The sequence below is a fragment of the Streptomyces sp. NPDC001606 genome, assembly GCF_053596835.1.
The window spans coordinates 127,868-141,084 of the sequence record NZ_JBSFHC010000001.1; the positions used below are offsets into that span (position 1 = coordinate 127,868).

The following is a 13,217-nucleotide window of genomic DNA, read 5'->3' on the forward strand; positions in this document are numbered from 1 at the left end:
CTGACCACCGCGAGGGTGGTGAGACGAACAAGAAGATCGCCGCCCTCCCTGCGGATGAGCGCGCGGTCGGTGGAATGGTGCCCCTGGCCCGGCCGCGATCGCGGCCGGGCCAGGGTGCTGTCGGAGGGCTCGCCGGTCCGACCGAAGCTCAGCGAGACACAAGAACCGCTGCTGGAGCGGGAGTTGGAGCGACAGCCTCACCTGCTCGACAGCCGATCCGGGAAGCCGGAAAGCAAAACTCCCTTGCGCAATGGTCAAGAAGCGTTGACCATTGGGGTCCATGCCTACCGATGACCTTCCCGAGACGTTTCACGTCACCACTGACGAGCAGCTACGCGCCGTTTCCAACCTCACGCGTCACCGGATCATGGCCGTGCTCCGCTTCGAGCCCGCGACGATCACGCAGATCGCCGAGCGCGTGGGCCTTGCGAAGGGCAGTTCCAGCTACCACGTACGGCTGCTCGAACGGGCCGGCCTGGTGAAGGTCGTACGAACGCGGAAGGTCCGGGGTGTCACCGAGCGGTACTACGCCATGGCCGCGCGGGCGATCGTGCTGCCGGATCCGGGTGAGGGAGGCCCGGATGTGCTGATGCGGCATGCGGTGGCCGACCTGGAGGCAGCCCCGGTGGACGGCGAGCGGTATGTGCGGATGGCGCATCTGCGGCTCACCGACGAGCAGTTCGCGGAGCTGGGGGCACGGCTGGAGGCACTGGCGGACGAGTACCGGGAGCTGTCCGATCCGTCGCTGCCGGACGCGTCGCTCGTCTTCGCACTGTTCCACCCCGCATCGGGCGGACAGACCGAAGGGGACGACAAGTGACTTCAGCCCTTCGGAAGCTGCCGACCGGGTTCGGACGGCTGTGGACTGCGCAGACGGTGTCCTCCCTCGGTGACGGGGTGTCGCATGCCGCGCTGCCGCTGCTCGCCTTGACGTTGACGCGGGACCCGCTGGCGCTCGCCGTCGTCACGGCCGCCGGAACGCTGCCGTGGCTGCTCTTCGGGGTGCTCGGTGGTGCGCTGGTGGACCGCTGGGACCGTCGGCGCACGATGTGGGTCACGGACGCGGCGCGTGCGGTGCTGCTCGCGATACCCGCGGCAGCGGCCGGGCTGGACGTGCTGAGCATTCCCCTGCTCGCGGCCGTCGCCTTCCTCCTCGGCCTCGGCGGACTCTTCTTCGACACCGCCGCCACGGCCTACCTACCGGATCTACTCGGCCGCGACCCCGCGCTCCTGGAACGCGCCAACTCCCGCCTGCGCGGCTCCCAGACCGCCGCCTCCGGGTTCGCCGGGCCGCCCGCCGGCAGTGCCCTGCTCGCGATCGGGCGGTCCGTTCCGCTGCTCGCCGACGCGGTCTCGTTCGCGCTCTCCGCACTGCTCGTACGGTCGCTGCCCGCTGCGCCCCGGCCCGTACCGCAGGCCGCCCGTGAGTCGCTGCTGCGGCAGGCGCGGGCCGGAGCCTCGTACGTCTTCCGGGACCAGTTGCTCCTCGGGCTCGCGCTGCGTCCGGCGGTCGGGAACATCGCCTTCCTCGCCGTGGAAACCGTACTCGCCCTCTTCGCGCACGATCGTCTCGGCATCCACACCTTCGGCTTCGGCCTGCTCCTCACGGCGGAGGCCACCGGCGGGCTGCTCGGCGCAGGCATCGCCTCCTTCCTCGGCCGGCGACTCGGCACCGGCACCGCGCTGACCTGCACGGCCGCAGTCGAGGGACTCGCCGTCCTGGGTCTTGCCGCCGCCCCGGACCCGTACGTCGCCGGCCTCGCGCTCGCCGTCTGCGGCGCGGGCATGGGCGCCACGATGGTGCTCGGCCCGTCCCTCCGGCAGGCGATCGTTCCCGCCCACCTGATGGGCCGGGTCGCCTCCACCTCCCGCATGCTCGCCATGTGCGCCGCCCCGTTCGGCGCCTTCCTCAGCGGCTGGCTGGCCACCACCTACGACGTGCGTACCCCGCTCTACACCGCCGCCGGCCTCCTCCTCACCATGACCATCGTCACCGCGACCATGACCAGCAACCGCCGGGTCGAGGCGGCGCTGCGTGCCGCCGCTCCGGCCGGTGATCAAGACCAACCGGAATCCCGGGGTCCTGCTCAGGAGCGTGCCGTGCAGGGCCCGTAGAGGTCGTCGAGCCAGTGCTGAACCCAGACGGCCCCAGGGTCACCCGGAAACGGGGAAGGTGCGTGCGCCCCTTAGTCATTGCAGCCCATCGGGTGGCGGCTGCGAGGTTTCCGCTCAGGCTCCGCAGGAGTAGGTCCTCGAAGGCGACCCCGCGCCGTCGGGCCATCACCCGCAGCTCCGCCAGCTGGACGGCGTCTCCCTGCTGGGTGGCGGCCGCCGTCCGGGCTCGCCGGCGCGGGGCAAGGCGGGCGCAGCTGTGCCGGCCTGTCGGACCGGCGGAAGCTCGGCCGAATCCGCCACGCATCCGCCAGGCCTCCGCATCCGGGAGCACTAAGGAACGGCGTCGGCGCTGGTCAGACGGTGGGCCGGGGACCTGCGGCGCGCCGGAGCCGGTTGGCGATCGCCAGTCCCAGCCCTTCCTCCACCGGCAGGGACGCGACGATGAGGTCGCACCCCTGCTGGTCGAGTTCCCGCAGATACCCGTACAGCCCCCGCGCATAGGCGGCCATCGAGCGGGGGACGTGCACCACCGCGTGCGCCTTCACCTCAGCGTCGGCGAAGGACGCGGGAAGAAAGACGCCCACCCGGTGTCCCAGCTCCTGCGCCAGCTCCGCCTCGGCGACGACCTTCTCCGGCTCGACCAGGACGACCCGCGCGTCCGGTGCGTAGTGCGACGGATGCTGGCCCGGCACCCGGACCCGACTCGTCGCAGGGACCGCGAGCGGGCGCCCCAGCACCGCTTCGAGATCCTCGCGCGTCACCCCGCCGGGCCGCAGGATGGCCGGGACCTCGCCCGTGGCGTCGACGATGGTCGACTCGACACCGACCTCGCAGGGGCCGCCGTCCAGCACGAAGTCGACGGCGTCACCCAGCTCCGCACGGACATGGTCCGCGGTCGTGGGGCTCACCGAGCCGAAGCGGTTGGCGGACGGGGCCGTGACACCCCCGCCGAAGGCCGACAGCAGCTCGAGTGCCACGGGGTGGTCGGGCACGCGCACGGCCACCGTCTCCAAGCCACCGGTCGCTTCGAGGGGCACCCGGCGACCACGCCGCAGGACCAGCGTGAGGGGGCCCGGCCAGAAGTGTTCGGCCAGCAGGCGGGCCGTGGCAGGTACGCCCTGGACCCAGTCGTCCAGGTGCTCCGCCCCGCCGATGTGGACGATCAGCGGGTGGGAAGGCGGCCGCCCCTTGACCTGGAAGATGCGCGAGACAGCGGCGGGGTCCTCGGCGTTGGCGCCCAGTCCGTACACGGTCTCGGTCGGGAGAGCTACCAGGCCGCCTGCGCGCAGCACGCCGGCTGCCTTCTCGATGTCACTGCTTCTTGCCGTCACCCTCGCAATCCTAGGTGCGTCACCGGGCAGCCCTGAACCTGCACCCGACCGGTCACCCACCGCACCCGGCCATGCCGCAACCACGCATCCGACGCGGGCGCACGCACCCGCAAGCCGCCGGGCCAGGGGGTGATCCCCGATGTGCGGCCGGGCCGCAGACCTGCCTATCGTGGTGAGTGGTCTTCCTCACACTCTTTCGGTGTGGGCGAGCGCCTCCGAGGCCTTGTGTCCGTTCTCGCGTCCCCTGTGTGCAGATGCTGTCCGCCTTGTGCCCGGGGCGCCTTTCCCATCCAAGCCACCGGCGGTTCCGGGCCAGGCCCGGTTGCCCGTGAGGCGTGGTGCCCGGTGCGGCGGTTTGCCGGTGGTTCTGCAAGATCAGCTGGAGCGCACCCATGTCGGACATCGCGTATGTGAAGATCCATCCCGCGATCGGTATCGCGCGGGTCGGCAACGGCGAGGGGGTGTTCCTCGGCCCCGAGAGCCCGGACGAGCCGCCGAGGGAGCCTGGCTTCTCGAAGGACAGCGTCTCCGCGATCAAGAGGCAGGCGGCCCGGTTCCGCGTGTACGGGTACGACTCCGACGGCAATGTCCTGCGGGAGATCAAGCACGGGGACGACGGCGCCGGCGTGACGTGGACCGTCTCGCTCGCGAACAAGAAGGCGGCCTGGTACGCCTTCTCCCTCGCACTGGACATCCCCGAGGCCCGGAACCTGCCGGTCGCCCAGTTCGGGCGTCGCAACGCCGCCACAGCCGATCGAAGCCGCCTGAAGAACACCCCGCCCGCACAGTCGATCTCCGGCCTCGGTCAGATCGGCAAGCCCTTCGAGGGGGCCGTCAACGGTGTCGGTGTGTACCTGGGCGAGTTGCGGACCGACGAGGCGGGCAGGCTCAAGGTGCTGGGTGGCCGGGGGACCTCCGCCTCCTTCACCGATCCCCCGACCGAGCTCACCTCGTTCGGCAACAACGACGGCTGGTACGACGACACTTCTGACGGTCCGGTCACCGCCGAGGTCACGATCGGGGACCAGGTCTACACGGCGGCACCGGCCTGGGTGGTGGTCGCGCCGCCGAACTATGCGCCGGACGTCAGAGGCATCGTGACGCTCTACGACCTGCTGTACGACCTGTTCGTCAGGAACCAGGAGATCCCCCTGCCCGACCCGGTGACCTTCGACGAGCACATCAAACCTCTGCTGTTGCGGTTCACCGGCCTCCAGTGGGTCAACGAGGGCTTCGCGGCCGAGTACGGCTGGGGCGCCGCCAACGACTTCGCCTCCCCCCAGGCCCTGGCCACGCTCGGCAGCAACAAACCCCAGTACCAGGACCTCCGCCAGCGCGTCTACTACCACATGCGCAACTACGACCGGGACGGCATGTCCCCCCTGCCCTGGCCGTGGTTGTACGGCGACGCCATGTCCACCCACCCCAGCTCGGTGCGCCAGCACAACGTGATCACCCCGACCCAGGACGCGCTCCTGCAAATGTGGGTGAACGGAGACTTCGACACCACGCCCTACACTCCGCACCCCGACCTCGACCAAGCGCCCGTCGCCCTACAGCCCGGGCTCCTCGACCGGGCGATGCTGGAATCCTGCCTCGCCGACGCCTTCCACCCGGGCTGCGAGGTCACCTGGCCCATCCGCCACCGCACGTTGTACCAGGAGCCCTTCCGCATCCTGCACCGCACCGACGGCCAGGATCCGGACTACGGCGCCCTGCTGACGCCCGACAAGGCGCTGGCGTCCAACGGCCCGCTGCACGCCCAGGGACCGGGCGACCTGACCCGCTGGATGGGGCTGCCCTGGCAGACCGACACGGCGAGCTGCCGCTCGGGCTACGAACTCGCGGCCAATATCGGCCCCCGCTACAGCCCGTACCTGCCGACCTTCTGGCCCGCCCGGGTGCCCAACCACGTCCTGAAGCAGGAGGACTTCGACACCGTCAACGACCCCGGCAACAGCGACGACGAGCGGCAGCAGGCCTTCGCCCGTCGCGCGGTCTGGCTGCGCTTCCTCCATCCGGCAAAGCCCCAGGCGTACCACGACATGGTCAAGGGGTGGGCCGGGTTCGGCATCGTCGAGACGCACACGTACACCGCCAAGGACAACAAGTTCCCCGTCAGCATCCTGGTGGAGTCCACCCCCGCCTTCCCGCCGGTCAGCGACCGCCGGAACCTGGTCAACGTCCACGTTCCCGAAGCCGGCCCCGTCGCACCCGCGGCGCCCAGCGCGGCCGAGCGGGTCACGCGGGAGGTCGTTCGCAGGACGCGCTTCGAGGAGGAGGAGATCTCGGCCGGCTACGTCGACAAGGTCGACCCGTTCCGGGAGAGCAGGTGACCGCCGTACCCGCCGACGGCAGGTACTACGAAGCGGTGATCGCCGGCGGCGGTCCCTCCGGTGCCGCCGCGGCCATCACCCTGGCCGCCGCCGGGCGCAGTGTCCTGCTCGCCGATGCGGGCACCGGGCCGCCGAAAACGGGTGAGTCCCTCGTGCCTGCCGCCCGGATGCTGCTGCGCGACCTCGGTGTCGACCCCGGCACACTGGACCGCGACCACCGTGTGTGCCAGGGCACTGTCTCCGCCTGGGGTTCGTCCGATCCGCAGCAGGTCCACTTCATCAACGACCCCCACGGTCACGGCTGGCACCTTGACCGGCCCGCCTTCGACCGCCTGCTCCGTTCCCGTGCCCTGGCCCACGGCGCCCAGGTCGCCGAGCACACCACCGTGGGACACCCCGCACGCGATCCCGACGGCGGCTGGCGGGTGACACTGACGGCCGCCGGCGTACACCGGACGCTGCACTGCCGGTGGCTGGTCGACGCCACCGGCCGGCGCGCCCGCGTCGCCGTGCGCTGCGGAGCCCTGCGCCACCGCTACGACCGGCTCCTCGCCGTCCACCTCCAACTCGCCGACGACCCGCGGGACACCGAGCACCTGTCCCTGGTCGAGTCCGCAGCCGACGGATGGTGGTACACCGCCCCGTGCCACCCCACCGGCCGCCTTGTCACCTTCTTCACCGACACCGATCTCACCCCGGCCGGCCTCACCACCCCCGAGGTCTTCCTCAGCCGGCTCGCCGCCACCGTGCACACCGCCGCGCGCGCCGTAGACCGGCCGCCCCGTCCCGGCCACCTGCCGCTGCGCTGCGCCGCCCACACCGCTCGGCTGGACCCGGCGGTCGGCGACGGGTGGATTGCCGTCGGCGACGCGGCGGCCGCGTACGACCCGGTCTCCTCCCAGGGCGTCCTCACCGCGCTCTACACCGGTACCTGCGCCGGCCGGACGGTGCACGCGCACCTCGACGGCGAGCCGCACGCCCTGGCCCGCTACACCGCGCAGCTCCAGGAGACCTTCGACGCCTATCTGCTCGGCCACCGCGCCGTCCACTCCTGGGAGCGACGCTGGCCCACCAGTCCTTTCTGGCGACGCCGACAGGTCCTCGTGCCTCCCGCCTGACCGGGCGGCCCTGGCGTACGACATGCTTCGCACAGGCGGCGCCGCCTACCTCGTCCATCTGGGGGGCCACGGGCACTCGCGTCCTCTGAATGAGCCTGATTCCGCAGTTCATACGGCGAAGGCGCCGCCGCCAAGGCCGCGTCCGCCGCCGCCGGGTCGCCCCGGAGACGATCCGCCGTGTCCTGGACGCCGCGGGCGCCCGCGAACTGACCGAGCAGCTCGAGGAACGAAGTGGAGCGGACTATCAACGCGTTGAAGATCTTCCAGGCCGTGGCCGCACGCTTCGGCAAACGGGCGTACGTCTTCCACGGGACCGTCACCCGCGCCTGCCCGGCGAGCGGATCCTTCATGTCTAGGCGCGGCGGAACCTTACGGTTTGTGGGTTACCCAGAGCAGTTCCGCCGGCCAGCGGTGTGCCCAGTCAGGTGGGTCGGTTTCGTTGTAGCCGTTGGGTATGCCGGGTTCGGGCCGCGGCTCGATGAGGTCGTCGATGACGAGACCCGCCCCGCGCAGGACCCTGACCCAGTCGCCGTAGGTGAGCTGATAGCTGGTCGCGCCGTCGTCTTCTTCGGCGATGGTGTTCAGCCCGAAGTAGTCCTTCTGTAGCGTCGTACTCACGCGGCTGGCGGCTTCGTCGTAGCAAACTTCGAACCATGGGCTGGCGACGTTGAACACCAGGCGCCCACCGCGACGCAAGACGCGTGCGGCCTGCGGGACGGCCAGGTGCGGGGGCGCCCAGCTGAGCCCACCGAAGTCGCAGAACACCAGGTCGAAGCTGTCAGCGGCGAACGGGAGTTGTTCGGCTGCGCCTTGCACCAGCGGGTAGCGGGCCGATCCCATCGCGCGGGCCGCGGCGGCGAGTTGCGTGTCGGACAGGTCGAGCCCGACCATGGTGGCGCCCTCGGCGGCGAGGGCCCTGGACCACTGGCCGGCGCCGCAGCCGAGTTCGAGGACGCGCTTGCCGGTGACGTCGCCCAGGGCGTGCAGGTGCGCGTCAGGTATGGAGTACATGCCCCACAGCCGGGGCGCGGCGCCGATGTGCGGGTCGTGCTTGCGCTGGTAGGCGCTGCTGATCTGGTTCCAGAACCGCCGGTTGGCGGGGATGCTGTTCACGTGCCGACTCCAGCACTGCCTGCCGACGGCGGTCAACGCGATAAGGGCACCTGACGGCCCCCGCCTCGGTCCGCCCCTGGCTCGGCCCGTGATCAGCCGGACGATCCCTGGACCGTGTGCACCAGCCGGAAGCGCTGGGCCAGCACCTGGGTGTCGTCGTCGACGGTGAATTCGGGGTCGCCCAGTTCCTCTCGCACATCCGCGCTGTGCCAGAACGCTTCGTGCCCGGCCCGCCACTCGGCCACCGATGTGTCGCCTTCGCCCTCGTCGAGAGCATGCTGGAGTCCGATGTCGGCGAGTCGAACCACCCGGACCTCGGTCATTTCGATCACCGCGACCCGCAGCCCTTCGGAGTCGACCACGGCCAGCCGCTGGCCGACCGTGGGCAACGGCTCGTTCTCTCGCTCGTATCCCAGCACCAGCGCCGAGGTGGTGGTCTTGACACCGGACAGGATCGCGGCGACCAACTGGTCCCGCAATGGCCCGGGGAAGGCGAACTCCGCCACCGGAAGATCATGGATGTCCATGCTCCGCAGACTACCGAGCCTGCGGCGGACGCCCACGCTGGCGTGACCACCGGTTCGGCTACGGCCTTCGGATCCAACCGCCGTGCCCGATGGCCGAGTTCGAGCACGGTCCGCCACGGCGGCGGTCAGCCGTTCCGCCCGGGCTGCGAGCAGGGCCCTGGGGATCGCCGGTGGCCAGAGGTCGGTCGAGCCGCCCGGTGAGTCGGCGACGGAGGGCAGGCCGTACACAACCCAGCCGGAACATTGACGCCGGCGATACACACGAACCCCCAACCTCTCGACGGCCTCGGTCTCCCCCGAGGGTGCGGCAGACTCTGGGCGGGTTCAAGCGGTGCCGGAAGCTCAGTCCTGGCCGACGCGGTAGATCCGTTCGCGGAGTTGCGTCTCGGCCCAGTCCAGGTCGGCTCGTAGGTCGAACCAGACCCGGTCCTTGCGTTCCCCGGGCCGGTCGAGGCCGACGGCGACCCAGGAGAACACGCCCTGGAGGATCTCCCGTTCGCGTCCGGGGCTGGTCACGCCGAGCGCGAAGGACAGGGCGCTGCCGGCGGGGCGATGCCGAGCTGCCGGGCGAGTTCACGGTTGGACCGCCGCGCATCTGTCTGGCAGGACCTCGACCACCTGCACGCCTTCCTGACCGACCGGCTCAGCAAGCGCAGCGAAATCACCGGCTTTCGTACCTCGGTCGTTTTTGAGCAGGTGAGCAACACCGCGCCAGAACGCCTTCCCGCGCCCGACTAGGGCGCGCATCGAGTCGTGATCAATGAGTGCGGTACGTCCTGGCCCTGGTCCGGCGAAAGTGATGTGACGTACTCTCACAGTGGCGGCCTACGCATCGGAGGTGCACCTGATGGCAGGCCTGTTCGCCCTCATCTTCTGGGTCTCCGTGGGTTGCTTGGCCTGGCAGGGGATCAAGGGATGGCTCCAGGACAAGCCTCCTGCGAAGTCTCCCGCCCCGGTCGCCCGGCAGAAGCCGTCCTCGCCCCCCGCCCCGCGCCCGCCCAGCCCGGCGCCGAAGGAGAAGGGGAATGGGAAGGGGAAGCTGAACGAGAACGGTGCGGCAACGGCGGCGTCCACGGGATCCAGCGCCGCCCACCAAATCCCCGGCCACATCCACGACCAGGACATCGGCGGGGCGTCGCAGCCGACCCACCATCACACTCATCACTCCGGCGGTGGAAGCAGCCACGGGCACCACTCCGCGCACCACGACGGGGGCGGACACCACAGCACGCACCACGACGGGGGCGGCAGCCACCACAGCGGAGGCCACGACGGCGGCCACTTCGACGGCGGCGCGTTCTGACACCTGCCGGGGCCTTCGAACTGCGGCGTGGCCTTCGGACTGCGGCGAACGCCGCAGCCCTGGACGAGCCTTGACACCCTGCGCATCAAGAACGACGCGTCCGTCGTGGTGATCCCTACCTCCCGGCCAGCCCGGCCGAGTGCCCCGGTGGGCACACCCTCGTCACTCCCTCGAACGTCACCCCGCTGTCCGCCAGCGCTTCCCCTGCCGTGCCCGGCAGCGCGGTGAGCGCCAGCAGCAGGTGCTCGTCCCCGAGGTGCCGCTCACGCCGGGCGACCGCTACCCGCAGGGCGCTCTTCAGCACGCCCTTCGCGTCCCGGCCGAAACCCGGCCGCCGCCCGGACCGGCGGCGTCCGCCCGCCCGGTGACCGTCGGCGCCCCCGGACATCGCTCCGGCGCCGTGCGCCTCCTCCACCCGCGCCACGACCTCCCCCACGTCGATGCCCAGCCCCGCCAGTGCGTCGGCCTCGGCCCGGGTGAGACCGGCGCGCCGCTCCGTCTCCCGCAGGGCCCGGCGAACGCCGTCCCGGCACCCGGCCGACCCCAGTGCGGACAGCGCGAAGGACGCCCGGCTCCCCTCGCGGTCGAGGAGCGCGAGCAGCAGGTGCTCGGCGCCGACGGTGCCCGCCCGGCCCTCCCTCGCGTAGTCGATCGCGCCGTCGACCACAGCCCGGGCATCCTTGGTGAACCGCTCGAACATCAACGCCTCCCGTACTTCTTGTGCACGGCCTGCCTGCTGACACTCAACTCCGCGGCGATCTCCTGCCACGACCAGCCCTGGTTTCGCGCACTGCGCACCTGTACCGCCTCCAGCTGCTCCAGCAGCCGGCGCAGCGCGGCCACGGCCCGCAGTCCGACCCGCGGATCATGGTCACCGGCACGCTCGGCGAGCTCGGTTGCCTCACTCATAATGTCAATCTAGGTTGACATCGGCGTTGCGTCAACCGTGGTTGACGGTCAGGGGGCGCGAAAGGCGGGCCCGGTCTCCTCCGGGGCCCGCCTCGGTTGGGGCACCCAACGAGCCCGATCCTTATGATGACGGTCGTGCAGGTACTCAGTGTGAGCAGTGAGGAGGAGATGGTCGCCTGCTTCCTGAGTGGCGAGCTGCCCAGCCGGAGGTTCGGCCAGAATCTCCGGTCCCGGTTGGCGGCAGCCGGGCAGGCCGAGGAGTTGCTGACGCATCCGGACCTCTCCGACACTGACGCGAACCTCGCACGATGGGCCCTGCTCGCTGCGACACGCGGCTACGGCGAGAACCGCGACCTGTTCGAGAACTTCCCCACTCACGTCGCGTGGACCAGGGCACTCCTGTCCGCGGACGAGGCGGCCAGTGTTCGCTACCTCGACTACTCCTACTGGGTCGAACTATCGGGTGGCAGCCGCCGGCCGGCCGACGCGGCCGCACGCATCCGGGCAGGGCTACGGGCGTTCGACGTGCCCAACGAGCCGTTCTTCGACGCGGCCCACGCGTTCATCAGAGGCGAGCGGTTTCCCCCGCTCATCCTCGTCGGCGAGAGGCAGGACGACCTGGTCTGCCTTGAGGGTCATTTGCGCCTGACCGCGTACGCCCTCGCCGGCTTCCCCACCGACGTCGAGTGCCTGATCGGCACCGCGCCGGCCATGGGACGCTGGGCGAAGTAGTCCAAGCGCGCCAAGCTCTCGGCGATCCTGATCAACAGCAATTGTCAACACATGACGACCAGTGAGCTCACCGGGCTGCGCCGTCAACGCCTCCGCCCTGCGCAACCTGGTCGGCGACCCAGGCACCATCTCGGCCCACACCCGCAACCGGCCGTACTGGGACTTCGAACCCCAGCCCACCGGACCGCCGCGTAGCCGCCGTGTGTTGATCTTTGGAGTGCACTCGGGTTTGCTGTTCCGATGTCTGACCTTCGTTTCCAGCCGGCGATCGACGAGGACGTGCTCAGAGACTGGCTGTACGTCCACAACGTGATCATTCCTACCCACGTGCTGTCTCTCGACGAGGCACGGGAACGCGCTGGGCGCAACCACCTCGAGGTCGCCTACCTGGACGATGCGCTGGTGGGCTGCACCACGGTCCGCCCGCCGGTAGGTGACACCCTGACGGCCACCGTGATCGCCCGCGTGCTTCCTGCTCACCGTGGGCGGGGCATCGGCGAGGAACTCTATGCGCGAGGGCTCGACCGGGCCCGGAAGCTGGGCGCCGAGGTGATCGAGACGGTCGTCCTTTCTTCCAATGAGGATGGACTGCGCTTCGCGCTGAAGCACGGTTTCGTAGAGACCGAGCGATACCTGTTGCCGGGCGACACCATCCCCTGGATCGACTTGCGCCTCTCCTGACACAGGCCTGACCGCTGGTGGAAGCCGTCCGAGGGTCTGGTGCCGGCCCTCCCGGTACGACCGCAGGGCGAAGGCCGGCGTCGATGCGATGACCGGGCTCTGCTGACGGCCTTCACCCTCTCCAGCCGCACCGCTTGCGAGACGCTCCGCCGAGATCCACCCTTCGAGATGGATCACACTGCGGAAAGCAGCCGGAGCACAGCAACGAGAGGCAGAGTGGTGGTCATGGTCCTGTCCGATTCGGCCCTGGCCGCGATACCTGTGGGGCAGGGGCCGAAGGGCGTGGCTGTATCGCCTGACGGACGCCACCTGTACGTAGCCAACCACGATTCGCGCTCCATAAGTGTGGTCGACACGGTGGCCGGTGCGGTGGAAACCGTTATCCCGTTGGACCACAATCCCTGGGGGATAGCGATCACGCCAGACGGCCGGCGCGCCTACGTATCCCTGACCCCGGACAGAGTGGGCGTGCTCGACCTCCTCACCCACGAGGTCGTCACCAGCATCAGCGTGCCGGGATTTCCCGCAGGCGTGGCCCTGACTCCGAACGGAGAGCGTGCCTATGCTGCGCTCAGCTTGGGTGAAAGCTTGTCCATTATTGACACTGCCGGCAATACGCTGACCGGACACACCGAGTCGATGGAGGGCGCTCCGATAGCGGTGGCGATCACCAGGGATGGGCGTCACGCCTACGTGCCAACAGACGGATCGTGTCTCATCGAAATCATCGCAACGGAGACCGACACAGTCAGTTCCGACCCGCCCATCGTGGTGGGTTGTGCGGCGACGGATGTGACGTTTACTCCGGACGGACGCTATGCCTTTTTATTGAGCGACACTCTGGACGAGGCAGCCGAGTTGTACGTCATTGACGTCGCGACAAAAAAGGCCGGCCACCCCGTCATCGTAGGAAACTCGTCGTTTGGGGTTGCTGTCGCCCAGGATATGAGGAGCACCTATATCACCGCTCCTGACTCCGGCTCAGTACTCGTTGTTTTGACGGCGGACATCCTTAAGTCGGCGGTTCCGCACTGACACACAGATGAGTGGTG

The 13,217-nt window shown here is 69.9% G+C and carries 15 protein-coding genes and 1 pseudogene; 10 read left to right on the plus strand and 6 right to left on the minus strand.

Annotated features, from left to right (window positions below):
- Window positions 1-280 precede the first annotated feature (280 nt).
- Complete coding sequence (locus tag ACWCV9_RS00645; RefSeq protein ID WP_385842773.1) at window positions 281-820, plus strand: ArsR/SmtB family transcription factor; 540 nt, start codon at window positions 281-283, stop codon at window positions 818-820.
- Window positions 817-2,115, plus strand: a complete 1,299-nt coding sequence (locus tag ACWCV9_RS00650) for an MFS transporter (protein ID WP_450783402.1) — start codon at window positions 817-819, stop codon at window positions 2,113-2,115. The genes ACWCV9_RS00645 and ACWCV9_RS00650 overlap by 4 nt, the downstream gene beginning before the upstream one ends.
- A gap of 353 nt (window positions 2,116-2,468) precedes the next feature.
- Here the strand turns inward: ACWCV9_RS00650 and ACWCV9_RS00655 are convergent, their stop codons facing one another.
- Window positions 2,469-3,446: an L-threonylcarbamoyladenylate synthase gene (locus tag ACWCV9_RS00655; RefSeq protein ID WP_450783404.1), complete on the minus strand. Its 978-nt coding sequence runs from the start codon at window positions 3,444-3,446 to the stop codon at window positions 2,469-2,471.
- A gap of 392 nt (window positions 3,447-3,838) precedes the next feature.
- Here ACWCV9_RS00655 and ACWCV9_RS00660 point away from each other — a divergent pair, with 392 nt between their 5' ends.
- From ACWCV9_RS00660 to ACWCV9_RS00670, 3 genes and pseudogenes are all read left to right on the plus strand, one after another.
- Window positions 3,839-5,782, plus strand: coding sequence for a LodA/GoxA family CTQ-dependent oxidase (locus tag ACWCV9_RS00660; RefSeq protein ID WP_450783405.1), 1,944 nt, complete (start codon window positions 3,839-3,841; stop codon window positions 5,780-5,782).
- Window positions 5,779-6,900 carry a tryptophan 7-halogenase gene (locus tag ACWCV9_RS00665; RefSeq protein WP_450783407.1) on the plus strand — a complete coding sequence of 374 codons (1,122 nt, stop codon included), beginning with the start codon at window positions 5,779-5,781 and terminating at the stop codon, window positions 6,898-6,900. The genes ACWCV9_RS00660 and ACWCV9_RS00665 overlap by 4 nt, the downstream gene beginning before the upstream one ends.
- A gap of 222 nt (window positions 6,901-7,122) precedes the next feature.
- A pseudogene (locus tag ACWCV9_RS00670) lies at window positions 7,123-7,227 on the plus strand (IS5/IS1182 family transposase); the annotation flags it as partial.
- Between the two features lie 42 nt (window positions 7,228-7,269).
- Here the strand turns inward: ACWCV9_RS00670 and ACWCV9_RS00675 are convergent.
- The 3 genes from ACWCV9_RS00675 to ACWCV9_RS00685 all read right to left on the minus strand — a co-directional run bounded on the left by ACWCV9_RS00675 (window position 7,270) and on the right by ACWCV9_RS00685 (window position 9,056).
- Window positions 7,270-8,013 carry a class I SAM-dependent methyltransferase gene (locus tag ACWCV9_RS00675; RefSeq protein ID WP_450783408.1) on the minus strand — a complete coding sequence of 248 codons (744 nt, stop codon included), beginning with the start codon at window positions 8,011-8,013 and terminating at the stop codon, window positions 7,270-7,272.
- Between the two features lie 92 nt (window positions 8,014-8,105).
- Complete coding sequence (locus tag ACWCV9_RS00680) at window positions 8,106-8,540, minus strand: ASCH domain-containing protein (RefSeq protein WP_450783409.1); 435 nt, start codon at window positions 8,538-8,540, stop codon at window positions 8,106-8,108.
- Between the two features lie 342 nt (window positions 8,541-8,882).
- Window positions 8,883-9,056: a hypothetical protein gene (locus ACWCV9_RS00685; protein ID WP_450783410.1), complete on the minus strand. Its 174-nt coding sequence runs from the start codon at window positions 9,054-9,056 to the stop codon at window positions 8,883-8,885.
- Window positions 9,057-9,119: 63 nt separating this feature from the next.
- Between ACWCV9_RS00685 and ACWCV9_RS00690 the strand changes: the two genes are divergently transcribed.
- Window positions 9,120-9,278, plus strand: coding sequence for a hypothetical protein (locus ACWCV9_RS00690; RefSeq protein ID WP_450783411.1), 159 nt, complete (start codon window positions 9,120-9,122; stop codon window positions 9,276-9,278).
- Between the two features lie 109 nt (window positions 9,279-9,387).
- Window positions 9,388-9,843, plus strand: a complete 456-nt coding sequence (locus ACWCV9_RS00695) for a hypothetical protein (protein WP_450783412.1) — start codon at window positions 9,388-9,390, stop codon at window positions 9,841-9,843.
- 115 nt (window positions 9,844-9,958) lie between these two features.
- Here the strand turns inward: ACWCV9_RS00695 and ACWCV9_RS00700 are convergent, their stop codons facing one another.
- Window positions 9,959-10,543 (minus strand): Clp protease N-terminal domain-containing protein, encoded by a 585-nt coding sequence (locus tag ACWCV9_RS00700; RefSeq protein WP_450783413.1) that lies wholly within the window; start codon window positions 10,541-10,543, stop codon window positions 9,959-9,961.
- Window positions 10,543-10,752, minus strand: coding sequence for a helix-turn-helix domain-containing protein (locus ACWCV9_RS00705; protein WP_450783415.1), 210 nt, complete (start codon window positions 10,750-10,752; stop codon window positions 10,543-10,545). The genes ACWCV9_RS00700 and ACWCV9_RS00705 overlap by 1 nt, the downstream gene beginning before the upstream one ends.
- A gap of 126 nt (window positions 10,753-10,878) precedes the next feature.
- Here ACWCV9_RS00705 and ACWCV9_RS00710 point away from each other — a divergent pair, with 126 nt between their 5' ends.
- The 3 genes from ACWCV9_RS00710 to ACWCV9_RS00720 all read left to right on the plus strand — a co-directional run bounded on the left by ACWCV9_RS00710 (window position 10,879) and on the right by ACWCV9_RS00720 (window position 13,200).
- Entirely contained in the window at window positions 10,879-11,484 is a 606-nt protein-coding gene (locus ACWCV9_RS00710) for a hypothetical protein (RefSeq protein WP_450784213.1), read from the plus strand.
- 240 nt (window positions 11,485-11,724) lie between these two features.
- Window positions 11,725-12,165, plus strand: coding sequence for an N-acetyltransferase family protein (locus ACWCV9_RS00715; RefSeq protein WP_450783416.1), 441 nt, complete (start codon window positions 11,725-11,727; stop codon window positions 12,163-12,165).
- A 225-nt stretch (window positions 12,166-12,390) separates the two neighbouring features.
- Window positions 12,391-13,200 carry a hypothetical protein gene (locus tag ACWCV9_RS00720; protein WP_450783417.1) on the plus strand — a complete coding sequence of 270 codons (810 nt, stop codon included), beginning with the start codon at window positions 12,391-12,393 and terminating at the stop codon, window positions 13,198-13,200.
- The last annotated feature ends 17 nt before the right edge of the window (window positions 13,201-13,217 follow it).

What these genes read in the sequence shown, in the direction of transcription:
- ACWCV9_RS00645 (WP_385842773.1), top strand. Translation starts at nt 281, where the DNA reads ATGCCTACCGATGACCTTCCCGAGACGTTTCACGTCACCACTGACGAG.
- ACWCV9_RS00660 (WP_450783405.1), top strand. Translation starts at nt 3,839, where the DNA reads ATGTCGGACATCGCGTATGTGAAGATCCATCCCGCGATCGGTATCGCG.
- ACWCV9_RS00680 (WP_450783409.1), bottom strand. Translation starts at nt 8,540, where the DNA reads ATGGACATCCATGATCTTCCGGTGGCGGAGTTCGCCTTCCCCGGGCCA.
- ACWCV9_RS00695 (WP_450783412.1), top strand. Translation starts at nt 9,388, where the DNA reads ATGGCAGGCCTGTTCGCCCTCATCTTCTGGGTCTCCGTGGGTTGCTTG.
- ACWCV9_RS00700 (WP_450783413.1), bottom strand. Translation starts at nt 10,543, where the DNA reads ATGTTCGAGCGGTTCACCAAGGATGCCCGGGCTGTGGTCGACGGCGCG.
- ACWCV9_RS00705 (WP_450783415.1), bottom strand. Translation starts at nt 10,752, where the DNA reads ATGAGTGAGGCAACCGAGCTCGCCGAGCGTGCCGGTGACCATGATCCG.
- ACWCV9_RS00710 (WP_450784213.1), top strand. Translation starts at nt 10,879, where the DNA reads ATGACGGTCGTGCAGGTACTCAGTGTGAGCAGTGAGGAGGAGATGGTC.
- ACWCV9_RS00715 (WP_450783416.1), top strand. Translation starts at nt 11,725, where the DNA reads ATGTCTGACCTTCGTTTCCAGCCGGCGATCGACGAGGACGTGCTCAGA.
- ACWCV9_RS00720 (WP_450783417.1), top strand. Translation starts at nt 12,391, where the DNA reads ATGGTCCTGTCCGATTCGGCCCTGGCCGCGATACCTGTGGGGCAGGGG.